Here is a 22,565-nt window from a genome sequence, read left to right on the forward strand (position 1 = left end):
CGACCATGCCGGCCTCGACCTCCAGTTGGAACCGGCGGGCTGCGCCGCCGTCGCGGGTGAAGATCGCGGTGCCGTTGCCCCACTTCGAGCTGTTGACGAGCGTGATGGCCTCGTCGTAGGACTCGGCGCGTACCACGCACAGCACGGGCCCGAAGATCTCGTCGCGGTACGCGTCGGCCGTGACCGGCACCTTGTCGAGGAGCGAGACGCCGATGAAGAAGCCGTCCTCGTGGCCGTCCACGCGGTGTCCCGTGCCGTCGACCACGACCTCCGCGCCCTGGGCGGCGGCCGAGGTGACGTACGAGGCGACCTTGTCGCGGTGCTCGCGGGTGATGAGCGGGCCCATTTCGGACGTCGGGTCGTTCCCCGGGCCGATCCGCAGCTTCCGGGCGCGCTCGGCGATCTTGCCGACGAGCTCGTCGCCGATGCCGCCGACCGCGACGACGACCGACACCGCCATGCAGCGCTCGCCCGCGGAGCCGTAGGCGGCGTTGATGGCCTGGTCGGCGGCGAAGTCCAGGTCGGCGTCGGGCAGCACCAGCATGTGGTTCTTGGCGCCGCCGAGCGCCTGGACGCGCTTGCCGTGCTCGACGGCCTTCTGCTGGATGTAGCGGGCGATCGGGGTCGAGCCCACGAAGGAGACGGCCGCCACGTCCGGGTGCTCCAGCAGGCGGTCCACGGCGACCTTGTCGCCCTGGACGATGTTGAGGACGCCGTCCGGGAGGCCTGCCTCGGTGGCCAGTTCGGCCAGGCGGAAGGAGGCGGACGGGTCCTTCTCGCTGGGCTTGAGGACGAAGGTGTTGCCGCACGCGATGGCGAGCGGGACCATCCACATCGGCACCATCGCCGGGAAGTTGAACGGCGTGATGCCCGCGACCACGCCGAGCGGCTGGCGGATCGCCGCGACGTCCACCCGGGTGGAGACCTGCGTGGACAGCTCGCCCTTCAGCTTCTCGGTGATCCCGCAGGCGAGTTCCACGATCTCCATACCGCGCGCCACCTCGCCCAGCGCGTCCGAGTGGACCTTGCCGTGCTCGGCGGTGATCAGCGCGGCGATCTCGTCGCGGTGGGCGTCCAGCAGCTCCCGGTACCTGAAGAGGATCGCGGTGCGCTGGGCGAGGGACGCGGTGCCCCAGGTCGCGTACGCCGACTTCGCGGAGGCGACCGCGGCGTCGACCTCCTCCGTGGTGGCGAACACGACCTGCTTCTCCTGGGCGCCGGTGGCCGGGTCGTAGACCGGGCCGAAGCGGCCGGAGGTGCTGTCGACGGGCTTGCCGTCTATCCAGTGGGTGAGGGTCTTCATGGGGAGTGCGGGCCTTTCGTGACAGGTGCTCAGAGGTGGCGGCGGACGCCGGCGGCGTGGGCTTCGTACGTCTTGCGGGCCTCGACGGCGGCCTCGCGCGACGCGACCTCCGCTACGGGGACGTCCCACCAGGCCTCGGCGCCGGGCGAGCCGGGGTTGAGGATGTCCGTCTCGACGTACACGCACGTGGGCCGGTCGGAGGCGCGGGCGGTCCGCAGCGCGTCGCGCAGCTCCCCGACCGTCCTGGTGCGGATGACGTCCATGCCGAGGCTCGCGGCGTTGGCGGCCAGGTCGAGCGGCAGCGGGTCGCCGGTGAAGGTGCCGTCGGCGGCGCGGTAGCGGTAGTCGGTGGCGAAGCGCTCGCCGCCGGTGTGCTCGGACAGGCCGCCGATGGAGGCGTAGCCGTGGTTCTGGATGAGGACCAGATTGACGGGGAGTCCCTCCTGGACGGCGGTGACGATCTCGGTGGGCATCATCAGGTACGTGCCGTCCCCGACCAGCGACCAGACGGGTGTGCCGGGCGCGGCGAGCTGGACGCCGATACCGCCGGGGATCTCGTAGCCCATGCAGGAGTAGCCGTACTCCAGGTGGTACTGGCGCGGCGAGCGGGCGCGCCACAGCTTGTGCAGGTCGCCGGGGAGGGAGCCGGCGGCGTTGACGACCACGTCCTCGTCGCCGACGACCGCGTCCAGGACGCCCAGGATCTGGGTCTGGGTGGGGACGGCGCTGTCGTCGTCGGCCCGGTAGGCGGTGGCGACGACCTGGTCCCAGCGTTCCTTGCCGGCGCGGTACTCCGCCTCGTACGCCGGGTCGACGCGGTGTCCGGCGAGGGCCTCCGTGAGCGCGGCGAGGCCGGCGCGGGCGTCCGCGACGAGGGTGCGGGCGGCCATCTTGTGGGCGTCGAACGGCGTGATGTTGAGGTTGAGGAACCGTACGTCCGGGTCGGCGAAGAGGGTGCTGGAGGCGGTGGTGAAGTCGGTGTAGCGGGTGCCGACGCCGATGACGAGGTCGGCGGTGCGGGCGATGTCGTCGCAGACGGCGGTGCCGGTGTGGCCGATGCCGCCGAGGTCGGCGGGGTGGTCGTGGCGCAGGGAGCCCTTGCCGGCCTGGGTGGAGGCGACGGGGATGCCGGTGGCGTCGACGAGTGCCTTGAGCGCGTCCTCGGCCTCGCTGTGGTGGATGCCGCCGCCGGCGACGATCAGGGGGCGGCGGGCGGCCCGTACGGCGTGGACGGCCTCGGCCAGCTCGCCCGGCTCGGGCGCGGGGCGGCGTACGGTCCAGACGCGGTCGGCGAAGAACTCCTCGGGCCAGTCGTACGCCTCGGCCTGCACGTCCTGCGGGAGGGCGAGGGTGACGGCGCCGGTGTCGGCGGGGTCCGCGAGGACGCGCATCGCCTGGAGCGCGGACGGCATCAGCATCTCGGGGCGGGTGATCCGGTCGAAGAACCGGGAGACCGGGCGGAGCGTGTCGTTGACCGAGACGTCGGCCGACACGGGGTGTTCGAGCTGCTGGAGCAGCGGGTCGGCGGTGCGGCTGGCGAAGTAGTCGCCGGGCAGGAGGAGTACGGGCAGCCGGTTGACGGTGGCGAGGGCGGCGCCGGTGACGAGGTTGGTGGCGCCGGGGCCGATGGAGGTGGTGACGGCCATGGCGGAGAGCCGGTTGAGCTGCCGGGCGTAGCCGACGGCGGCGTGCACCATGGCCTGTTCGTTGCGGCCCTGGTGGAACGGCATGGTGTCCTCGCCGGCCTCCAGGAGTGCCTGGCCGAGTCCGGCAACGTTGCCGTGGCCGAAGATGCCCCACGTGCCGGCGATCAGCCGGTGCCGTACGCCGTCGCGTTCGGTGTACTGCGCCGACAGGAAGCGCACCAGCGCCTGGGCGACGGTGAGACGGCGCGTGAACTGGCTCATCGGTGGTTACCTCACTGGGACGGGGCGGTGTACAGGGGGAGGCGGGGGTCGACGGGCCGGCCGGGCCAGGTGTCGCGGATCCAGGTGTGGTCGGGGTGGTCGCAGATGAGCCAGGCGCGTTCGGCTCCGGGCCCGGCCATGACGTTGAGGTAGTACATGGTGTGTCCAGGGGCGGCGATGGAGGGGCCGTGCCAGCCGTCGGGGATGAGGACGGTGTCGCCGTCGCGGATCTCGGCGAGTACGTCGGTGTTGCGGCCGTGCCCGGACGGGGAGACGCGGTGGTAGCCGAGGCCGGGGGTGCCGTCGTGGGGGGCGATCTCGAAGTAGTAGATCTCCTCCAGCTCGGACTCCTCGCCGGGGCGGTGCTCGTCGTGCTTGTGCGGCGGGAAGGAGGACCAGTTGCCGCCCGGGGTGAGGACTTCCACAGCGATGAGCCGGTCGCAGTCGAAGACGTCCGCCGCGCCGAAGTTGTTGACCTGGCGGGAGCAGTCGCCGGTGCCGCGGAGTTCGACGGGGACGGCGGACGCGGGGCCGTAGCGGGCGGTGAGCCGGTTGTCGCAGCGGGCGCCGGTGAGGGCGAAGCGGCCGCCGTCGCGTGAGGTGACGGAGACCTGGGCGTCGCGGGGGACGTACGCGAAGTCGGTGACGGCGCTGAAGACGTCGGGGCGGCCGGTGAGCCGGAACGTCTGTCCGTCGGCGGCGACGGTGCAGCCGCCGTTCAGCGGCAGCACGATCCATTCGCTGTCGCCGGTGTCGAAGGAGTGCCGGCCGCCGGGCGGGAGTTCGAGGACGCGGAGGCTGGAGTGGCCCCAGCCGGCGGACTCGGGGGTGATGTCGACGGCGTACGGGCCGTTCGCGGCCTTGCCGGCGGGCAGGTGGTACGGGGTGGTGGTCATGGGCGGGTCCTCACTGGTCCGGGTCACAGCAGGCCGACGGCGGTGTCCACGGCGTCCTCGACGCTGCCGTGGGCGGGGTAGAGGAGGGAGCGGCCGACGACCATGCCCTGGACGGTGGGCAGGTGCAGGGCCTTGCGCCACTTCTCGTACGCGGCGTCCTGGTCCTTGCCGACCTCGCCGCCGAGGAGGACGGCGGGGAGGGTGGAGGTCTCCAGGGCGGCGGCCATGTCGTCGGGGTTCTCGGTGACGGGCAGCTTGAGCCAGGTGTAGGCGGAGGTGCCGGCGAGGCCGGAGGCGATGGCGATGGAGCGGGTGACGGCCTCGGCGCTGAGGTCGTTGCGTACGCCGCTGTCGCTCCGGTGGGAGATGAACGGTTCGACGAAGACGGGCAGGCGCAGTGCGGCCATCTCGTCGATGGCGCGGGCGGTGGTGTGCAGGGTGGTGAGGGAGCCGAGGTCCGTGTAGTCGATCCGCATGAGGAGTTTGCCGGCGTCGAAGCGGAGGCGGGCGATGTCCTCGGCGCGGTGGCCGGTGAAGCGGTCGTCGAGCTCGAAGCGGGCGCCGGCGAGGCCGCCGCGGTTCATGGAGCCCATGACGACCTTGTCGTCCAGGGCGCCGAGGAGGAGCAGGTCCTCCAGGATGTCGGCGGTGGCGAGCACACCGTCGACGCCGGGCCGGGACAGCGCGGTGCACAGCCGTTCGAGCAGGTCCGCGCGGTTGGCCATGGCGAGGCGGTCGTCGCCGACGGCGAGGGCGCCGCGCGCGGGGTGGTCGGCGGCGACGACCATGAGGCGGCCGCTGTCGCCGATCAGGGGGCGGCGGGTGCGGCGGGCCGCGGCTTCGGCGATGGCCTCGGGGTGCCGGGCCCGCACCGTGGCGAGCTCGGAGATGCTGATGGTCAAGACGGGCTCCGTGTGAGGGACGGCGGCGCGGGCGGCGCCGCGGGTCAGCCGCGGGCGATGAGGGCGTCGAGCTCGGCCGCGGTGGGCATCGCGGAGGAGCAGGCGAGCCGGGAGGCCACGATGGCGCCGGCGGCGTTGGCGTACCGCACGGTCTTCTCCAGGTCCCAGCCGGCGAGCAGTCCGTGGCAGAGGGAGCCGCCGAACGCGTCGCCCGCGCCGAGTCCGTTGACGACGTCGACGGGGACGGGCGGGACCTCGGCGGTGGTGCCGTCGCGGTGGACGGCGAGGACGCCGGCGGGTCCCTGTTTGACGACGGCGAGTTCGACGCCGGCGTCGAGGAGTGCCTGGGCGCAGGCGCGGGGTTCGCGTACGCCGGTGGCGATCTCGCACTCGTCGATGTTGCCCACGGCGACGGTGGCGTGGCGCATGGCCTCGGTGTAGTAGGTACGGGCCTCGGCGGGGTCGTCCCCGGCCCCTTCTTTCCAGAACATCGGCCGCCAGTCGAGGTCGAAGACGGTGGCGGCCGGGGCCTCACCGGCCTTGTTCCGCGCCTCCAGGGCGGCGAGGGTGGCGGTGCGGCTGGGTTCGGCGCTCAGTCCTGTGCCGGTCATCCAGAAGATCCGGGCGCGGCGGACGGCGTCGAGGTCCAGTTCGCCGGGGTGGATCTCCAGGTCGGGGGCCTTGGGCTGGCGGTAGAAGTAGAGCGGGAAGTCGTCCGGCGGGAAGATCTCGCAGAAGGTGACCGGTGTGGGGTAGGCGGCGACCGGGGTGACCCAGCGGTCGTCGACGCCGAACTCCTTGAGTGCCTCGTGGACGTACGTGCCGAACGGATCGTCGCCGGTGCGGGTGATGACGGCGGCGGTGCGGCCGAGGCGGGCGGCGGCGACGGCGACGTTGGTGGGGGACCCTCCGAGGAACTTGCCGAAGCTCTCCACCCGCGGCAGCGGTACGCCGGTCTGGAGGGGGTAGATGTCGACCCCGACCCGTCCCATGGTGATCAGATCGAAGGTCTCGGCGGAATCGGCCATGCGCGTCGCTCCTGATGCGTGCTGCCTGGGCTGGGGTTGTCCAAGGTTTATGACCTCACCCGAAGCCCTGTCAATAGTTTGTACAGACATTCTCACCTGCTTCTGAAATGATGTCTTAACAAAGTATTGACAGGTGGCGTCCCCACGGGCTTGTATCCCGTCCCAACAGCCGCGCCGCCCAGCCGCGGCTGATGTCCCGGGCTTCTCGCGGACCCTCCTCCCCCGGGCCCGCCCCGCCCATCCCCCTGTCGCGCAATGAGGTGCAGGACCGATGGACCGCAGGTTTTCCTCCCGCCCGTTTCAGCCCCGCCCCCGCAGACTCGCCGCCCTGGCCGCCCTGACCGTGGCGTCCGCTCTGGTGATCACCGGATGCTCCAGCAGCTCCGGAGGCAAGCAGGCCCAGGAGAGCACCGGCTCCGGCTCAGCCGCCGGGAAGGCCGACACTCCCCGGATGAAGGTCGCGATGATCACTCACGCGGCCCCCGGTGACACCTTCTGGGATCTCATCCGCAAGGGCGCCCAGCAGGCCGCCGCCAAGGACAACGTCGAACTCGTCTACTCCTCCGACCCCATCGCCGCCAACCAGGCGAACCTGGTGCAGAACGCGATCGACCAGAAGGTCGACGGCATCGCCCTCACCCTCGCCAAGCCCGACGCGATGAAGGCCGTCGTCGCCAAGGCCAAGGCGGCCGGCATACCCGTCGTCGGCTTCAACGGCGGCATCGACGCCTGGAAGGAGCAGGGCCTGCTGGAGTACTTCGGGCAGGACGAGCAGGTCGCCGGTGAGGCCTTCGGCGAGAGGCTCAACACGGTGGGGGCCAAGAAGGCCGTCTGCGTCATCCAGGAGCAGGGCCACGTCGCCCTGGAGGCGCGCTGCGCCGGTGTGAAGAAGACGTTCAAGGGCACCACCGAGAACCTGTACGTCAACGGCACCGACATGCCGTCCGTGAAGTCCACCATCACGGCCAAGCTCCGTCAGGACGGCGCCATCGACCGCGTCGTCACCCTCGGCGCCCCCTTCGCGCTCACCGCGGTGCAGTCGGTGAAGGACGCGGGCAGCAAGGCGGAGGTGGCCACGTTCGACCTCAACAAGGAGCTGGTCGCGGCCGTCAAGAGCGGGGACGTGGAGTTCGCCGTGGACCAGCAGCCCTACCTGCAGGGCTACCTCGCGGTCGACGCCCTGTGGCTCTACCGGCACAACGGCAACTACAGCGGCGGCGGCGTGGCGCCCGTCCTCACCGGACCCGCGTTCGTCGACAAGGACAACGCCGACGCCATCGCCGCGTTCGCCGCGAAGGGAACCCGGTGATGGCGATGACCCAGGCGACGACGTCGGGCTCCACGCCCGCCGCGTCCTCCCCCGCCTCCCCCGCGGCCGGTTCGCCGGCCGCGGGGGCCCCCGGGGCCCCGCAGAAGGACGGCCGCACGGTACGCCGCTCCCTGCCGCGCCGGCTCATGGCCCGCCCCGAGATCGGCGCGCTCATCGCCGCGATCGGCGTGTACGCGTTCTTCTTCTCCGTCGCCCCCGCCTTCCGGGACGCCGGCGCGCTGGCCACGGTGCTGTACCAGGCGTCGGTGATGGGCATCATGGCCCTGCCGGTGGCCCTGCTGATGATCGGCGGCGAATTCGACCTCTCCGCCGGTGTCGCGGTCACCGCCTCCGCGCTCACCGCCAGCATGCTCAGCTTCCAGCTCTCGATGAACGTGTGGACCGGTGTCGTGGTCGCCCTGGTGACCTCCCTCGCCATCGGCGCGTTCAACGGCTACATGCTCATCAGGACCGGGCTGCCCAGCTTCCTGATCACGCTGGGCACGTTCCTGATCCTGCAGGGCGCCAACCTCGCCGTCACCAAGATCTTCACGGGCAACGTGGCGACGGACTCCATCCGGGACATGGACGGCTTCGCGCAGGCCCAGCGGGTCTTCGCCTCCGAGTTCTCCGTCGCCGGCGTCCAGGTGAAGGTGACCGTGGTGTGGTGGCTGCTGTTCGCGGCCGCCGCGACCTGGCTGCTGCTGCGCACCAGGTTCGGCAACTGGATCTTCGCGGTCGGCGGCAACAAGGACAGTGCCCGCGCCGTCGGCGTCCCGGTGAACCTCACCAAGGTCGCCCTCTTCATGGGCGTCGGCGCCGGCGCCTGGTTCGTCGGTATGCACCTGCTGTTCTCGTTCAACACGGTGCAGTCCGGCGAGGGCGTCGGCAACGAGTTCCTGTACATCATCGCCGCGGTCATCGGCGGCTGTCTGCTCACCGGCGGCTACGGCTCCGCGATCGGCCCGGTCATCGGCGCCTTCATCTTCGGCATGGTCTCCCAGGGCATCGTCTACGCCAACTGGAACCCCGACTGGTTCAAGGCGTTCCTCGGCGTGATGCTGCTGCTCGCCGCCCTCGTCAATCTGTGGGTCCGCCGCACGGCGACCCGGAGGTGATCCCCATGACAACGAACGAGACTCCCCTGGTGGAGCTGCGCGGCGCAGGCAAGGCGTACGGGAACGTGCGCGCCCTCCACGGCGTCGACCTCGCCGTCCGCGCCGGCCGGGTGACCTGCGTCCTCGGCGACAACGGCGCCGGCAAGTCCACCCTCATCAAGATCATCTCGGGGCTGCACCAGCACACCGAGGGCGAGTTCCTGATCGACGGGGAGCCCGTCCGGCTCTCCACGCCGCGCGAGGCCCTGGACCGGGGCATCGCCACCGTCTACCAGGACCTCGCCACGGTGCCGCTGATGCCCGTGTGGCGGAACTTCTTCCTCGGCTCGGAGATGACCCGGGGCCCCTGGCCGCTGCGCCGCCTCGACATCGCCCGGATGAAGGAGACCGCGGACCAGGAGCTGCGGGCCATGGGCGTCGTTCTGGACGACCTGGACCAGCCCATCGGCACGCTGTCCGGCGGCCAGCGGCAGTCCGTCGCCATCGCCCGCGCCGTCTACTTCGGCGCGCGCGTCCTGATCCTGGACGAGCCGACCGCCGCGCTGGGCGTCAAGCAGTCCGGTGTGGTGCTCAAGTACATAGCCGCCGCACGCGACCGTGGCCTCGGCGTCGTGTTCATCACCCACAATCCGCATCACGCCTACATGGTCGGCGACCACTTCAACGTGCTGCGCCTGGGCACCATGGAGCTGAACACCGACCGCAGCGAGGTCAGCCTCGAAGAGCTGACCAACCGCATGGCGGGCGGCGCCGAACTGGCCGCGCTCAAGCACGAGCTGGCACAGGTGACCGGCGTGGCGACCGAGGAGCTCCCGGAGGACTCCGACGTCGAGGCCACGGCCTGACCCTCGCCCGCGACCCGGCCGGACGCCCCGCCGCTCCCCGCTCCCCGCCCCTCTCCCCCGCCTCCCCCTTCTCCGCCTCCCCCTTCTCCGTACGCGCACCCGCCCGGGTGAAAGGACACGCCGCATGGACACCACGCCCAGCACCCCGTCCCTGGACCGCATCAGGGTCGGCTCCGCCCCCGACTCGTGGGGCGTCTGGTTCCCCGACGACCCGCAGCAGGTGCCGTGGGAGAGGTTCCTGGACGAGGTCGCCGACGCCGGCTACGAGTGGATCGAGCTCGGCCCGTACGGATACCTGCCGACCGACCCGGCCCGGCTCACCGACGAGACCGGCAGGCGCGGCCTGAAGGTCTCCGCCGGCACGGTCTTCACCTCCCTGCACCGGGGGCCCTCCGTGTGGGAGTCCACCTGGGAGCACGTCAGCCAGGTCGCCGCCCTCACGCAGGCCATGGGCGCGCGGCACCTGGTCGTCATCCCGTCGTTCTGGCGGGACGACAAGACCGCCGAGATCATCGAGCCGTCCGAGCTGACCGCCGAGCAGTGGGCCCACCTCACCAAGGGCACGGAACGGCTCGGCCACCAGGTCCGCGAGACGTACGGGCTCGACATCGTCGTGCACCCGCACGCGGACACCCACATCGACACCGAGGAACACGTCGAACGGTTCCTCGACTCGACGGACCGCGACCTCGTCAACCTCTGCCTGGACACCGGGCACTACGCGTACTGCGGCGGCGACAGCGTCAAGCTGATCGAGACGTACGGGGAGCGCATCGGCTATCTGCACCTCAAGCAGGTCGACCCGGAGATCCTCGCCGACGTCGTCGAGAACGGCGTCCCGTTCGGTCCGGCCGTGCGGCGCGGCGTGATGTGCGAGCCGCCGGGCGGCGTACCGGCCCTGGAGCCGGTGCTGACGGCCGCCCAGGGCCTCGGCGTGGACCTGTTCGCGATCGTCGAGCAGGACATGTACCCGTGCCCGCCGGACCAGCCGCTGCCCATCGCCGTACGGACCCGCAGGTTCCTCCGCTCCTGCGGCGCCTGACCGGCCCCTCCCCACCGAAAGGGAACTCTCGAACATGACTCAGCGCGGAACGCTCGGTGTGGCCGTCATCGGAACGGGCCGGATGGGCGCCGACCACGTACGCCGGATCGACGAGGTGATCAGCGGGGCGCGGGTCGCCGCCGTCGTGGACGTCGATGCCGAACGCGTCAAGGCGGTGGCCGACGGCGTCGACGGCTGCACCCCGTACACCGACCCGGCCGCGGCCATGGCCGCGCCCGACGTCGACGCCGTGCTCATCGCGTCGCCGGGTCCCGCGCACGAGGCGGCGCTGCTGACCGCCTTCGCGCACGACCTGCCGGTGCTGTGCGAGAAGCCGCTGACGCCGGACCCGGCGTCCGCGCTGCGGGTCCTGGAGGCCGAGCAGAAGCGGGGCCACCGGCTCGTGCAGGTCGGTTTCATGCGCCGGTACGACGCCGAGTACGTGCGGCTCAAGGCGCTGCTCGACAGCGGCGAGCTGGGGCGGCCGCTGATGCTGCACAACCGGCACCGCAACGCGTCGACGCCGCCCGGCTTCACCAACGCCATGATCATCAACGACTCGGTCGTCCACGAGATGGACGTGACGCGCTGGCTCCTGGACCAGGAGATCACGGCGGTCACCGTCATGCGGCCCGCGAGGGCCTCGGCCAACGCCCCCGAGGGGCTGCACGACCCGCAGTTCGTCGTCTTCGAGACCGACGGCGGCGCCCTCGTGGACGTGGAGATCAACGTCAACTGCCGCTTCGGCTACCAGGTGCAGGCGGAGGCCGTCTGCGAGAACGGCACGGCCCGCATCGGCGACGCGCACGGGCTGCTCGTCAACACGGCCGGGCGGTGGGGCGGTTCCGTGGCGCCCGGGTTCGTGGAGCGGTTCGAGGAGGCGTACGACCGGCAGGTGCAGGCCTGGGTGGACGCGACCCGGCGCGGTGAGGTGACCGGGCCGAGCTGCTGGGACGGTTACGCCGCGGCCGCGGTCTGCGAGGCGGGCGTCCGCGCCCAGACCGAGGGGCGCCGCGTCGAGGTGGACCTCGTCGAGCGCCCGGCCCTGTACCGCTGACGACGACCGACTCCGGAGGATCGGCTCGTGAGGCCGAGTTGGGATACGAGTGGATCGAATCGGTGACGACGCGCCGGGCATCGTCGCGTACGCGGTGATCTGCTCACGCACGTCCATCTGGCCGACGCGTTCGACGCTGAAGGCGGCGGGCTTCGACGGGACGCTCACCCAAGGCCCAGGTCGACGACCTGGGCCTTCGGTCTGTGGAACCGCCCGGCGGAGACGGCGCGTGCGGGTGCGCGCCGCGGCCTGCGGTGCGCGCCGCGGCCTACGGTGCGACGGCGACCCAGGTGCCGCTCCGGGCCGACTCCAGCATGGCGTCCAGGGCCGCCGCGCTCGCCACGGCGTCCCGCGGCCCGGCGCCGTACGGCGTGCCATCGGCGACGGAACGCAGGAAGCGGTGGCACTCGATGACCTTGAGGTCGTCGTAGCCCATGCTGTTGGCCGCGCCGGGCTGGAACGCGGCGTAGTCGCCGTCGCCGGGGCCCGCGTACAGGGTGGTGACGGGCTGGTCCTGGTAGGCGGTGCCGCGGCTGACGCGCAGCTCGCCCATGCGGCGGAAGTCCCAGGAGACGGCGCCCTTCGTGCCGTGCACCTCGAAGCCGTAGTTGTTCTGCTCCCCCACCGACACCCGGCAGGCCTCCAGCACGCCGCGCGCGCCGGACGCGAAGCGCAGCAGGCAGGAGACGTGGTCCTCGTTCTCGACCGGGCCCATCGCGCCGCCCGCGGCCCGGGTGTGGCCCGCCGTGGCGCCGGCGGGGCGGGCGCGCTCGGGCAGGAACACGGCCGTGTCGGCGACCAGTGACGCGATGTCGCCGAGCAGGTGGCGGGCCAGGTCGACGCCGTGCGACGCGAGGTCGCCCAGCACTCCGGATCCGCCGCGCTCCCGTTCGTAACGCCAAGTCAGGGCGCCATCGGGGTGGGCCGCGTAGTCGCTGAGGAACCGGAAGCGGACATGTGTGACGGTGCCGAGTTCGCCGGACGCGATCAGGGCGCGGGCGGTCTCGACGGCGGGCGCGTTGCGGTAGTTGAAGCCGACGGCGCCCTGCACGCCGGCCTTCTCGACGGCGTCGGCGACGGCGCGGGCGTCGGCGGTGGTGAGGCCGACGGGCTTCTCGATCCAGATGTGCTTGCCCGCCTCGGCCATGGCGACGCCGATCTCGCGGTGCAGGAAGTTGGGGGTCGTGATGCTCACCGCCCGCACAGCGGGGTCCGCGGCCACCTCGCGCCAGTCGCGGGCGGTGCCGGCGAATCCGTACTGCGCCGCAGCGGCCTCGGCCCGGCCGGGCACGTCCTCGCTGACCGTGCGGAGGCGGGGTCGTACGGGCAGGTCGGGGAAGTGGTGGAGGACTCGGCTGTACGCCTGGGCGTGGACGCGCCCCATCCAGCCGAATCCGACGACGGCGACGTTGAGGTCGTTCTCCATGGAATGCCTACTTGGATCGGTCCAAAGCACTGTCCCCTGTACCCTGGGACGCAGGGATGCGCCTGTCAAGACCTTTGACGGGACGATTGCGGCCCTGCCAGACTGGCACCCCAGCGGATGGACCGATCCGATCCACTCCGGGTGACGCACAGCAGGAGGCAGCACGTGGCGACGGCCAAGCGGCCCACGATCCGCACGGTCGCGGAGCGCGCCGGGGTGTCCAAGTCCCTGGTCTCCCTGGTCCTGCGCGGCTCCGACCAGGTGCGCCCCGAGAAGCGGCAGGCCGTGCTGGCCGCCATGGAGGAGCTCGGCTACCGCCCCAACGCGGCGGCGCGCAGCCTGAGCGAGCAGCGCACCCGGACGGTGGGCGTCCTCCTGAACGACCTGCGCAACCCCTGGTACGTCGACCTCCTCGACGGCCTGAACTCGCTCCTCCACGACAACGGCCTGCACATGCTCCTCTCGGACGGCCGCCTCAACCGCAGGGCCGGACAGGACCTCGCCCAGCCGTTCGTCGACCTCCAGGTGGACGGCCTGATCGCGGTCGGCGTCCTCCCCGACCCCGCGGCCCTCGACGCGGCGGCCGCCCGTATGCCCGTGGTCGTCGCGGGCAGCCGCGAGCCGGAGCTGCCGGGCGTCGACGTGATCGCCGGGGACGACGAGCTGGGCGCGCGGCTCGCCACCGAGCACCTGGTCGGCCTCGGCCACCGCCGGATCGCCCACGTCGCCGGCTACGGCAAGGTCGGTGAGCTGCGGCGGCGCGGCTTCGAAGAGACGATGCGCGCCCATGGCCTGGCGGAGGAGGCCGTCGTCGAGCCCAGCGACATGACCGAGGAGGGCGGCTACCGCGCCGCCGTCCGGCTCCTCGGCGGGCGGGCCCGCCCAACGGCCGTGTTCGCGGTCAACGACATCGCGTCGATCGGCGTCCTCTCGGCGGCCGAGGAACTGGGCCTGCGCGTGCCGCGCGACCTGTCGCTGGTCGGCTACGACAACACGAGCATCTCCCAGCTGCGCCATGTGTGGCTGACGACCGTCGACAACGCGGGCCACGAGGTGGGCCGGCGGGCCGCCCGGTGCCTCCTGGACCGGTTCGCGGACCGCGCCCGGCCCGGCGGCGTCCACCTGTCCCGCCCGTCGCTGGAGATCCGCCGTACGACGGGTGCTCCGCCGCGCGGCTGAGCCCGGCGGGTGCCACGCCCCCGCACGGCGCAATGCGCGGCCGGGTGCGGGGCGGCTCCGCCACAGTGTGCGTCGCACCTCGTGTCCCTGAACAGGAAGGGAAGGACACCATGCGACTCCGCACCCTGCTCACCGCATCGGCCCTGGCCGTCACCACCTTCGCCGCACTCACCGCCACCGTCGGCGGCGCGGCGGCCGACGACACGCCGTGGAGCCCGTTCGGCATCGGGAACAGCGACGGCAACATCGTCCAGCGCCCCGACCACCGCCCGGTCAACCACTGCGGCAACCAGTGGGACGCGTCCTCACCCGCCGCGCCCACCGGGCAGAACCAGCCGCAGGGCAACGTCTGCGTCAACGGCAGGTAGCGGGCGGCTTCGCCTCGTACCACCGGTCCTCCGCCACGCCGCAGCCGGCTTCCGCGCCCAGGGCGCGCAGGGCCGCGACGCCGTCGGGGATGGGGTCGTGGCGGTGGGCCGTGGTGCGGGTGCGAACGAGGAGAAATCGGTTTCTGCTCTCTGTGTGCCACCGGCCCCGGTCACGACCCCAACCGCCGGCTGTCAGATACCCGTTCTATATTTCAGATCGACACCTTGGACCAAAGTACGACTTTCCCTCCTTCTGAGAGAAGCGTCAGATGACTCGAAGCACCCCCGGACGTGCCCGCAGGCGGGCACGCAGCCGCGCACGCACCCGCACCCGTACGGCCGTCGTCGCCGTCTCGGTGCTGGTGCTCGCGTCGATCGCCTTCGTCCTCGGCAAGTTCCTGACGGGCGACGACGACACGACGGCCGGCGGTGCCGGGGGCGGCGGCAAGGACAGCGCCGCAGGTGCCGGGGGCGACGGGCAGCCGTCGGCGAACGGCGCCAAGGGAGCCAAGGGCGAGGAGGAGCCCTGGGACGGCAAGGTGAAGGTCCTGGGCGACGGCTCCACGTCGTACACGGGCCCGCAGCCGGGGCAGCTGAAGCCCGAGAAGCTCAAGCCGGGTGAGAAGCCTCCGCAGTTCGTGGTCTTCTCCTGGGACGGCGCCCTGGAGGGCGACGACCACCTGTTCTCGCACTTCCGGCAGGTCGCGAAGGAGAGCGACGCCCATATGACGTTCTTCCTGACCGGCATCTATCTCCTGCCGCAGTCGAAGAAGAACCTCTACGACCCGCCGCAGCACGAACGCGGCGCCGCCGCCATCTCGTACCCCACGGACGAGCACATCAGGACCACGCTGGAGCAGCTCGGCAAGGCGTGGAAGGACGGGCACGAGATCGGCTCGCACTTCAACGGCCACTTCTGCGGCGAGAAGGGCGGCGACGACTGGAGCGTCGACGAGTGGAAGAGCGAGATCCAGCAGACCTACGACATGGTCAAGAAGTGGAAGACGAACACCGGCTACGAGGATCTCCCGGCGCTGCCGTTCGACGCCGACCGTGAATTCGTCGGCGGCCGCGCCCCCTGCCTGGAGGGCCAGAAGACGCTGCTGCCCGCCATCGAGCAGTTCGGCTGGCGCTACGACGCCAGCTCCCCCGGCGACTTCCAGATATGGCCCCGCAAGAAGGGCGAGATATGGGACTTCCCGCTCCAGATGCTGCCCTACCCGGGCAAGGAGATCCAGGTCCTCGCCATGGACTTCAACTTCCTCTACAACCAGTCGAAGGGTGAGACCGACGGCGACCCGGCGATGTACCCGACGTGGGAGAAGACCACGCGCGAGGCGTACATGAACGGCTTCAACCGGGTCTACAACGGCAGCCGCGCCCCGCTGTTCATCGGCAACCACTTCGAGCAGTGGAACGGCGGCATCTACATGAAGGCCGTGGAGGACGTCATGCGGGAGGTGTGCCCGCGCGAGGACGTCAAGTGCGTGTCGTTCCGGGAGCTGGCGGACTGGCTGGACGCCCAGGACCCGGCGGTGCTGGAGCGCCTGCGCGGGCTGGACCCGGCGCAGGCGCCCCTCTGGAAGAACGTCGTCAAGTGACCGCCGCGTGAGGGTCGCGCGGCAGCGGCGCGCGCCCCGTCAGGAGCGCGGTGCCGCCACCGCCTCCGTGTAGTCCCGCCAGATGTCCAGGGGCATCGAGTTGCCCGGCATGCCCTCGATGGAGCCCGCCGTGCCGTCGAGGGGCATCAGTTCCAGCTTCCTGAGGTCCATCCGGTACATGACGACCGAGGTCGCCTCCGCGCCGGTGTAGCCGGTGAACCAGGCCGCCTTGTTGTCGTCGGTGGTTCCCGTCTTGCCGGCGGGCCGCAGCCCCGGGATGCGGGCGTCGCGCCCGGTGCCCTCGGCGACGGCGCCTTCGAGGGCGTCGGTGACCTGGGCGGCGACCTTCTCCGGGAAGGCCCGGCGCGTCGTGTGCGCGGGCAGGGGGATCTCCGAGCCGTTACGGGTGACCCGGAGCACCGAGTACGGCTCGGCGGCGACGCCCCCGGAGGCGAAGGTGCTGTAGGCCGTGGCCATCCGGATGGCGCTGGGCGTCGAGTTGCCGAGGGCCAGGCCGGGCACCTGCGGGCCGAGGCTGTCCGCGAGGAGGCCGGCGTTCCGGGAGTGGACGCGCAGCCGGTCGAGGCCGACGTCCATGCCGAGTTGCAGGACCGTGGAGTTGACGGAGTTCACCAGGGCGCTGCGCAGCGTGATCCTGGTGCCCCAGTCCTTCTCGCCGTCGTTCTTGCCCTTCACGACCTTGCCGTTGCGGTCCCAGTAGGGGCCTTCGGGGGTCATGACGGACGCGTTGTGCTGCCCGTTGTAGCGGGTCTCGGGGGTGACGGGGGTGCGGGGCGCCTCCCGTTCCCGTACGACGCCGTCGGTGAGGGCGGCGGCGTACACGATGGGCGCGAACGCGGAGCCGGCGGGGACGGTGACCGCGTTGGCCTCGTTGAAGCCCTGCTTGAGGAAGCCGGGCCCGCCGTAGAGGGCGACGATACGTCCGTCGGTGGCGACCGTGGCGGCGCCGGTCCGTACGAACGCGTCGCTCTCCCGTTTCTTCGGGTCGAGATCCTTGCGGGCCTCACGGACCGCCTTGTCGAGCGCTTCGGTCTTCTTCTTGTCGAACGTCGTGTAGATCTGGTAGCCGCCGAGGTCGAATTCCTTCTCGGGGACCTTCGCCACCCGCGTGATGTACTGCTTGGCCAGCTCCGTGATGTAGCCCTGCTGGCCGCTGTCGGTGCGGCCGCCGGTGGCCTCGGTCGGCTCCGGGAACTTCGTGAACGCGGCGCGCTCGGCGGGCGTGAGCCGGCCGATCTCGACCATGCGGTCGAGGGTCCACTCCCACCGTTCGACGGCGCGCTCGCGGTTCGCCGGGCTGAGCGTCGGGTCGTACAGGCCGGCGCCCTTCAGGAGGGACGCGAGGAACGCGCCTTCGCTGGCGTTGAGTTGCGAGACGTCCTTTCCGTAGTACGCCTGCGACGCCCGCTGGATTCCGTACGTGCCGCGGCCGAACCAGCTGGTGTTGAGATATCCCTCCAGGATTTCGTCCTTGCTGAAGTTGTTGTCCAGCTTGAGGGCCAGCATCATCTCGTCGAACTTGCGGGAAAGCGTCTGGTCCTGGGTCAGGTAGACGTTCTTCACATACTGCTGCGTAATGGTGGAACCGCCCTGTGTCTCACCGCCGCCGAGCATGCGGGACACGGCGCGCAGAATTCCGGACGGGGAGATGCCGGGGTCCGAGTAGAAGCTGGCGTTCTCGGCGGCGAGCACCGCCCAGCGGACGTCCTCGGGCACCTTCTCCAGCGGCATCTCCTGCCGGCTGACCCAGCCGGTCCTGGCCATCTTGGTGCCGTCGGCCCAGTAGTAGACGTTGTCCTGCTGCGTGGCGAAGGCGTTCGGCTCGTCGGGTATCTCCGTCGTCCAGTACGCGAGTGCCACCAGGAACACCAGGACGCCGGTGCATGTGCCGAACAGGCCCAGCGTCTGGCGCCAGGACGGTATCCAGCGCCGGTACCCCGTCCGCCCGGGGCGGGGATACCGGGGCCGCGCCCGCCGCAGCAGCGGCAGCAGCCGCTGCGCCCAGGGGGCGGCCGTGACCGGAGTGCGCGCCCTCCCCGCCGTACGCGCCGCCCGTCTCCCCCGCTCCGGGCGTTTTCCCCGCTTACCCATGAAATGTTCCCCCCAAGGCGTGCAGTAGGTGCGGCGGTCAGTCCGGCGCACCCCCTCGAACGGGGCCCACCTTACGTACGGTCCGGCGCGACTTCTCCCACCACCCCCCACGACGGGACATAACGCCCAGGCGGTCGGTATCAGGGAGTCTCACTTTCTGTCCATATCCGAGGAGTTCATGCGAGGATTCCGTGTCCCGGCCGTGTCGGGCCGGGGTGACAAGGGGAAGCAATGAAGCGAAAGACACTCAGACTCGTCGTGGCCGCGGCGTCGGCCGCGGTCCTGTCGGCCGTGGTCGCCCCGCCGGCGTCCGCCGACGCCGCGTGGTACAAGGGCACCGCGCACAAGCGGGTGCGGACGACGGTGGACGGCGCGACCGCCGCGTCGTTCGAGCGGCTCGCGGACGCCGTGCTGAGCGATCGTACGGCGGCGCTCCTGGACCGCGGTCCCTCCTCCCGGACGGCACTGCGGCAGGACCGGGGCATACGCGTCGCCGCCGCCCTGGCGCGGGCCGAGGGAGGCGGCCTGGCCGACCTGAAGGCGCGCAAGGCGCGTCTCGCGGTGCTCGGCGAGGCGTACAGCGGCGCGGACACGCGCGTCGCCGTGGACAGGGTCCGGGTCCTGGGGGAACGGGCCCTGGTCCAGGTGACGGAGACCACGACCCTCACATACAAGAAGATCCGCGGTGACGAGCCGGGGACCACCGGGTTCCAGGCGCACCACGAGCTGAACTTCAAGCGGGGCTCGGCCGGCGGCTGGGAGCTGACGGGCATCCGCCCGACGGACTCGGGGCCGCTGGCGATCAACCAGCCCGCCCCGGTGGCGGCGCGCGTCGCGACGACGGACGCCCTGCCGAAGGCCACGCCGGCCGCCACGTCCTGGCCGGCCGCGAGCGCCCCGAAGAACCTCGACTCCGGGACGTACGACTACCGGGCCATGGCCGCCTACGCGGAGAAGTACTGGCAGAACTACAACCCGGCCTACCGCAAGTTCAACGACATGGGAGGCGACTGCACCAACTTCGTCTCCCAGTCGCTGAAGGCCGGCGGCTGGCAGCACGCGCCGGGCAGCTACAACGACTACCGCACCTGGTGGTACGGCGACTCGTACCAGTCGACGTCGTGGGTCGGCGCGGACGAGTGGTCGTGGTTCACGCTGTCGCAGAAGCGGGCGACCAACCTCGCCAACGTCTACCAGATGGACGTCGGTGACATCATGCAGATGGACTTCGACCGGAACGGCTCGAAGGACCACACCATGGTGGTCAGCTACCGCGGCTGGACCGGCGTGCCGTACCTGACGTACCACTCCGTGAACACGTACCGGAAGTCGGTGGCGAGCATCATCGCGTCGTACCCGAACGCCGCGTACTACGCGTACCGCACCTGATCCGGTCAGGTCCGGCTGATCCAGCGGCAGGCCGGCGGGCCTCGGGTGCACCCCGGCCCGCCGGCCTCGCCGTTCCTCCCGGGGGCGTAAAACCCGGTGCACCCGCGCGGGCGCGCTCCCTACACTCGCCGTGCGCGCCGCCCCGCGACATCGCGACATCGCGACACCGCCGCGGCGCTCCGACCGGTGACGTACGAACGAGGGGAGTCCGGCCATGCGGTACCGCACCGCTGTCGTCGCTCCCCCGTCACGGTACGACGTGATCCTGGTGTCCTCGTAAGCCCGGTGCCCGCTGCGCGGCCGGCACCGGCTGCCCACGACGAGACTCCCCCCAAAAAAACGCCCCGCACGACGCACGCGTCCGCACGGCGCGCGGCGGGGCTCGTCGTGGAAATCGCGCCGCCCTTTGACGAGTTCACCTCATCACGAAAGGCCCTGGGCCGTGCGTACCGCACTCATCGACCAGCTCACCACCGTACGGAATCTCGGCATCCTCGCCCATGTCGACGCCGGCAAGACGACCGTCACCGAGCGGATCCTGTACCTCACCGGCACCACGCACAAGCGGGGCGAGGTCCACGACGGCACGACCGTCACGGACTTCGACGCGCAGGAGCGCGACCGTGGCATCACCATCTTCGCGGCGGCGGTCAGCTGCGTCTGGGACGGTCACCGGATCAACCTCATCGACACCCCCGGGCACGTCGACTTCTCCGACGAGGTGACGCGTTCGCTGCGCGTACTGGACGGCGCCGTCGCCGTGTTCGACGCGGTCGCGGGTGTCGAGCCGCAGAGCGAGGCCGTGTGGCGGCAGGCCGACCGGCACGGCGTTCCGCGGATCGCGTTCGTCAACAAGCTGGACCGCGCGGGCGCCGACCTGGACGCGGCGGTCGCGTCGATCAGGGAACGCCTCGGCACGGTCCCGCTGGTCGCGCAGCTCCCGATCGGGCGCGAGGACGGCTTCACCGGCGTCGTGGACCTGCTGCGGATGCGGGCGCTGGTGTGGGCGGACGGCCGCGACACCTACGAGGAGGGCCCGGTGCCCGAGGCGCTGCGCGAGGAAGCGCTGCGGCGGCGCGCGCTCCTTGAGGAGGCGGTGGCGGAGCTCCACGCGGGCGCCCTGGACGAGTTCTGCGCGGAGTCCTCGCTGTCCGCCGGGACGCTGGCGGCCGCGCTGCGGGATCTGACGCGCAGCGGTGACGCCGTCGTGGTGCTGTGCGGTTCGGCGTACCGCAACCGCGGGATCGAGCCGCTGCTGGAGGCCGTCGTGGCGTATCTGCCGTCGCCGCTGGACGTTCCTCCCGTACGCGGCGCCCTCGACGGCGCGGTGGAGGAGCGTGCGGCGGATCCGGCGGCGCCGTTCGCGGCGCTGGCGTTCAAGGTGCAGTCGACGGCCACCGGACGGCTCACGTACGTGCGCGTGTACGCGGGCACGCTGCGGAAGGGGGACACCGTGCTGGACATGGGGACACGGCGTACAGAGCGGATCGGCCGGATCCTGCGGGTGCGGGCCGACCGGCACACGGAGGTGGACGCGGCGGTGGCCGGGGACATCGTCGCCGTGGTGGGGCTGAAGGCGGCACGCGCCGGGACGACACTGTGCGCGCCCGGGGCGCCGCTGGTGCTCGAACCGCCGCGCACGGCCGAGCCGGTGGTGTCGGTGGCGGTCGAGGCGCGGCGGAGCCTGGACACGGAGCGGCTGGCTTCGGCGCTGGGGCGCCTGGTCGAGGAGGACCCGTCGCTGGTGGTGCGGAGCGATCCGGAGACCGGACAGACGGTGCTGTCGGGGATGGGCGAGCTGCATCTGGAGGTCGCGGTGGAGAAGGTCCGCCGCGGCCACGGCCTGGAGGTCGCGGTCGGCCGACCGCGGGTGTCGTACCGGGAGACCGTGGCGCGCGGCGTGTCGGGGGTGGTGTACCGGCACGTCAAACAGGACGGCGGTGCCGGGCAGTTCGCCCATGTGGTGCTGGACGTGGAGCCGCTGGAGCTCGCGCCGGGTGCGGCGGGGTCGTTCGCGTTCCGGTCGGCGGTGACCGGCGGGCGGGTGCCGCCGGAGTTCGTACGGGCCGTGGAGGCGGGCTGCCGTGACGCGCTGGCGGAGGGGCCGCTCGGCGGGCATCCGGTGACCGGGCTGCGGGTCACGCTGGTGGACGGGGCGACGCACTCCAAGGACTCGTCGGAGCTCGCGTTCCGCGCGGCGGGCCGGTTCGGGCTGCGGGACGCCCTGCGGGACGCGTGCGCGATGGCGCTCCTGGAACCGGTCGCCGAGGTCACGGTGACCGTGCCGGACGACGCCGTGGGCGGGGTGCTCGGCGACCTGGCGGCACGGCGCGGCCGGGTCACCGGTTCGACGGGCCGGGCCGGTACGACGGTGGTGACCGCGACGGTGCCGCTGGCCGAGCTGTTCGGCTACGCGACCCGCCTGCGCGGCCGCAGCCAGGGCCGCGGCACCTTCACCACCCGGCCCGCCGGGTACGCGCCGGTGCCGGAGGGGGTGTCGCGTCAGCTGCTGACGCGGTAGGCAGGGCCGTTCGTACGGCCACGAGGGGGCCCCGCCAGGGAACGGCGGGGCCCTCCCCGTCCCGCCCCCGGCGTCCTCGGCCGGGGCGCGTCTCAGGTGCGCGGCGAACCGACGGGCCGTGTCGTGTGTAGCAACTTCGCCACAGGACGCCGGGTTGTACGCATCGGCCGTCACTTTCGCCCCGGACAGCCCATTGTTCCGACCGTCGGATCGCACAACTCGGGCCCCGGAGGCACCCCATGGGCAAGCACAGGCAACCGCGCAGGGCGAGCGGCGCCCGTTTCACCGTGGTGAGGGCGACCACCGCCATGGGGGTGGCCGGCGCCCTGGCCCTGGCGTTCCAGCCGTCCCACGAGGGCGGCCGGGCGCCGCAGCGGCCGGAGTCCTTGCGCAGCACGGAGCCGGGCGCGCTGAGCCCGGTCGCGCCGGGCGGTGACCGTATCCCGGTCCGGGCCGACGCGCCCCGGCACCGCGGCCTGTCGTCGCCGAGCGCCACGCCCCGGACGACGCCGCTGCCCTCCGGGGCGTCCGCGTCCCCCTCCGCGTCGCCGTCGGCGTCGCC

General features: G+C 71.9%; 17 protein-coding genes and 1 pseudogene. 11 read left to right on the forward strand and 7 right to left on the reverse strand.

Annotated elements, in window-relative coordinates; all coding sequences use genetic code 11:
• From HTZ82_RS03330 to iolC, 5 genes are all read right to left on the reverse strand, one after another.
• The coding region (locus HTZ82_RS03330; RefSeq protein ID WP_175407738.1) for a CoA-acylating methylmalonate-semialdehyde dehydrogenase at positions 1-1,303 on the reverse strand (1,303 nt) is incomplete at its 3' end.
• 29 nt (positions 1,304-1,332) lie between these two features.
• Entirely contained in the window at positions 1,333-3,210 is a 1,878-nt protein-coding gene (iolD, locus tag HTZ82_RS03335) for a 3D-(3,5/4)-trihydroxycyclohexane-1,2-dione acylhydrolase (decyclizing) (protein ID WP_175407739.1), read from the reverse strand.
• An 11-nt stretch (positions 3,211-3,221) separates the two neighbouring features.
• On the reverse strand, positions 3,222-4,106 hold the full coding sequence (gene iolB, locus HTZ82_RS03340; protein ID WP_175407740.1) for a 5-deoxy-glucuronate isomerase: 885 nt from the start codon (positions 4,104-4,106) through the stop codon (positions 3,222-3,224).
• Between the two features lie 23 nt (positions 4,107-4,129).
• Positions 4,130-5,008 (reverse strand): deoxyribose-phosphate aldolase, encoded by an 879-nt coding sequence (locus HTZ82_RS03345; RefSeq protein ID WP_175407741.1) that lies wholly within the window; start codon positions 5,006-5,008, stop codon positions 4,130-4,132.
• 44 nt (positions 5,009-5,052) lie between these two features.
• Positions 5,053-6,036 (reverse strand): 5-dehydro-2-deoxygluconokinase, encoded by a 984-nt coding sequence (iolC, locus tag HTZ82_RS03350; RefSeq protein ID WP_175407742.1) that lies wholly within the window; start codon positions 6,034-6,036, stop codon positions 5,053-5,055.
• Between the two features lie 271 nt (positions 6,037-6,307).
• On the opposite strand from iolC, the gene HTZ82_RS03355 reads away from it, so the two are divergent.
• The 5 genes from HTZ82_RS03355 to HTZ82_RS03375 all read left to right on the forward strand — a co-directional run bounded on the left by HTZ82_RS03355 (position 6,308) and on the right by HTZ82_RS03375 (position 11,407).
• On the forward strand, positions 6,308-7,345 hold the full coding sequence (locus HTZ82_RS03355) for a substrate-binding domain-containing protein (protein WP_175407743.1): 1,038 nt from the start codon (positions 6,308-6,310) through the stop codon (positions 7,343-7,345).
• Positions 7,346-7,350: 5 nt separating this feature from the next.
• Complete coding sequence (locus HTZ82_RS03360; protein WP_175407753.1) at positions 7,351-8,463, forward strand: ABC transporter permease; 1,113 nt, start codon at positions 7,351-7,353, stop codon at positions 8,461-8,463.
• A gap of 5 nt (positions 8,464-8,468) precedes the next feature.
• Entirely contained in the window at positions 8,469-9,308 is an 840-nt protein-coding gene (locus HTZ82_RS03365; protein WP_175407744.1) for an ATP-binding cassette domain-containing protein, read from the forward strand.
• Positions 9,309-9,432: 124 nt separating this feature from the next.
• Complete coding sequence (locus HTZ82_RS03370) at positions 9,433-10,350, forward strand: sugar phosphate isomerase/epimerase (RefSeq protein WP_175407745.1); 918 nt, start codon at positions 9,433-9,435, stop codon at positions 10,348-10,350.
• 34 nt (positions 10,351-10,384) lie between these two features.
• On the forward strand, positions 10,385-11,407 hold the full coding sequence (locus tag HTZ82_RS03375; RefSeq protein ID WP_175407746.1) for a Gfo/Idh/MocA family protein: 1,023 nt from the start codon (positions 10,385-10,387) through the stop codon (positions 11,405-11,407).
• Positions 11,408-11,675: 268 nt separating this feature from the next.
• Here the strand turns inward: HTZ82_RS03375 and HTZ82_RS03380 are convergent, their stop codons facing one another.
• Positions 11,676-12,833: a Gfo/Idh/MocA family protein gene (locus tag HTZ82_RS03380; protein ID WP_175407747.1), complete on the reverse strand. Its 1,158-nt coding sequence runs from the start codon at positions 12,831-12,833 to the stop codon at positions 11,676-11,678.
• A 165-nt stretch (positions 12,834-12,998) separates the two neighbouring features.
• Here HTZ82_RS03380 and HTZ82_RS03385 point away from each other — a divergent pair, with 165 nt between their 5' ends.
• The 3 genes from HTZ82_RS03385 to HTZ82_RS03395 all read left to right on the forward strand — a co-directional run bounded on the left by HTZ82_RS03385 (position 12,999) and on the right by HTZ82_RS03395 (position 15,981).
• Positions 12,999-14,012, forward strand: coding sequence for a LacI family DNA-binding transcriptional regulator (locus HTZ82_RS03385; protein WP_309235289.1), 1,014 nt, complete (start codon positions 12,999-13,001; stop codon positions 14,010-14,012).
• 110 nt (positions 14,013-14,122) lie between these two features.
• A complete protein-coding gene (locus tag HTZ82_RS03390) occupies positions 14,123-14,380 on the forward strand; it encodes a chaplin (RefSeq protein ID WP_175407749.1) in 258 nt (85 codons plus the stop codon).
• Positions 14,381-14,649: 269 nt separating this feature from the next.
• On the forward strand, positions 14,650-15,981 hold the full coding sequence (locus HTZ82_RS03395) for a hypothetical protein (RefSeq protein ID WP_217623620.1): 1,332 nt from the start codon (positions 14,650-14,652) through the stop codon (positions 15,979-15,981).
• Positions 15,982-16,020: 39 nt separating this feature from the next.
• On the opposite strand, the gene HTZ82_RS03400 is transcribed toward HTZ82_RS03395, so the two are convergent.
• The gene (locus HTZ82_RS03400) at positions 16,021-18,093 is read right to left on the reverse strand and encodes a transglycosylase domain-containing protein (protein ID WP_175407750.1); all 2,073 of its coding nucleotides are present in this window, start codon (positions 18,091-18,093) and stop codon (positions 16,021-16,023) included.
• Positions 18,094-18,324: 231 nt separating this feature from the next.
• Here HTZ82_RS03400 and HTZ82_RS03405 point away from each other — a divergent pair, with 231 nt between their 5' ends.
• The 3 genes and pseudogenes from HTZ82_RS03405 to HTZ82_RS03415 all read left to right on the forward strand — a co-directional run.
• Positions 18,325-19,482, forward strand: a complete 1,158-nt coding sequence (locus HTZ82_RS03405; RefSeq protein ID WP_175407751.1) for an amidase domain-containing protein — start codon at positions 18,325-18,327, stop codon at positions 19,480-19,482.
• A 442-nt stretch (positions 19,483-19,924) separates the two neighbouring features.
• Positions 19,925-22,003: an elongation factor G gene (fusA, locus tag HTZ82_RS03410; protein ID WP_175407752.1), complete on the forward strand. Its 2,079-nt coding sequence runs from the start codon at positions 19,925-19,927 to the stop codon at positions 22,001-22,003.
• 239 nt (positions 22,004-22,242) lie between these two features.
• Positions 22,243-22,565 (forward strand): annotated as a pseudogene (locus HTZ82_RS03415) (hypothetical protein); the annotation flags it as partial.

The organism is Streptomyces sp. TRM64462, from assembly GCF_013362995.1.
Lineage (GTDB): Bacteria > Actinomycetota > Actinomycetes > Streptomycetales > Streptomycetaceae > Streptomyces.

What these genes read in the sequence shown, in the direction of transcription:
- iolD (WP_175407739.1), bottom strand. Translation starts at nt 3,210, where the DNA reads ATGAGCCAGTTCACGCGCCGTCTCACCGTCGCCCAGGCGCTGGTGCGC.
- iolB (WP_175407740.1), bottom strand. Translation starts at nt 4,106, where the DNA reads ATGACCACCACCCCGTACCACCTGCCCGCCGGCAAGGCCGCGAACGGC.
- iolC (WP_175407742.1), bottom strand. Translation starts at nt 6,036, where the DNA reads ATGGCCGATTCCGCCGAGACCTTCGATCTGATCACCATGGGACGGGTC.
- HTZ82_RS03355 (WP_175407743.1), top strand. Translation starts at nt 6,308, where the DNA reads ATGGACCGCAGGTTTTCCTCCCGCCCGTTTCAGCCCCGCCCCCGCAGA.
- HTZ82_RS03360 (WP_175407753.1), top strand. Translation starts at nt 7,351, where the DNA reads ATGACCCAGGCGACGACGTCGGGCTCCACGCCCGCCGCGTCCTCCCCC.
- HTZ82_RS03365 (WP_175407744.1), top strand. Translation starts at nt 8,469, where the DNA reads ATGACAACGAACGAGACTCCCCTGGTGGAGCTGCGCGGCGCAGGCAAG.
- HTZ82_RS03370 (WP_175407745.1), top strand. Translation starts at nt 9,433, where the DNA reads ATGGACACCACGCCCAGCACCCCGTCCCTGGACCGCATCAGGGTCGGC.
- HTZ82_RS03375 (WP_175407746.1), top strand. Translation starts at nt 10,385, where the DNA reads ATGACTCAGCGCGGAACGCTCGGTGTGGCCGTCATCGGAACGGGCCGG.
- HTZ82_RS03380 (WP_175407747.1), bottom strand. Translation starts at nt 12,833, where the DNA reads ATGGAGAACGACCTCAACGTCGCCGTCGTCGGATTCGGCTGGATGGGG.
- HTZ82_RS03390 (WP_175407749.1), top strand. Translation starts at nt 14,123, where the DNA reads ATGCGACTCCGCACCCTGCTCACCGCATCGGCCCTGGCCGTCACCACC.
- HTZ82_RS03395 (WP_217623620.1), top strand. Translation starts at nt 14,650, where the DNA reads ATGACTCGAAGCACCCCCGGACGTGCCCGCAGGCGGGCACGCAGCCGC.
- HTZ82_RS03400 (WP_175407750.1), bottom strand. Translation starts at nt 18,093, where the DNA reads ATGGGTAAGCGGGGAAAACGCCCGGAGCGGGGGAGACGGGCGGCGCGT.
- HTZ82_RS03405 (WP_175407751.1), top strand. Translation starts at nt 18,325, where the DNA reads ATGAAGCGAAAGACACTCAGACTCGTCGTGGCCGCGGCGTCGGCCGCG.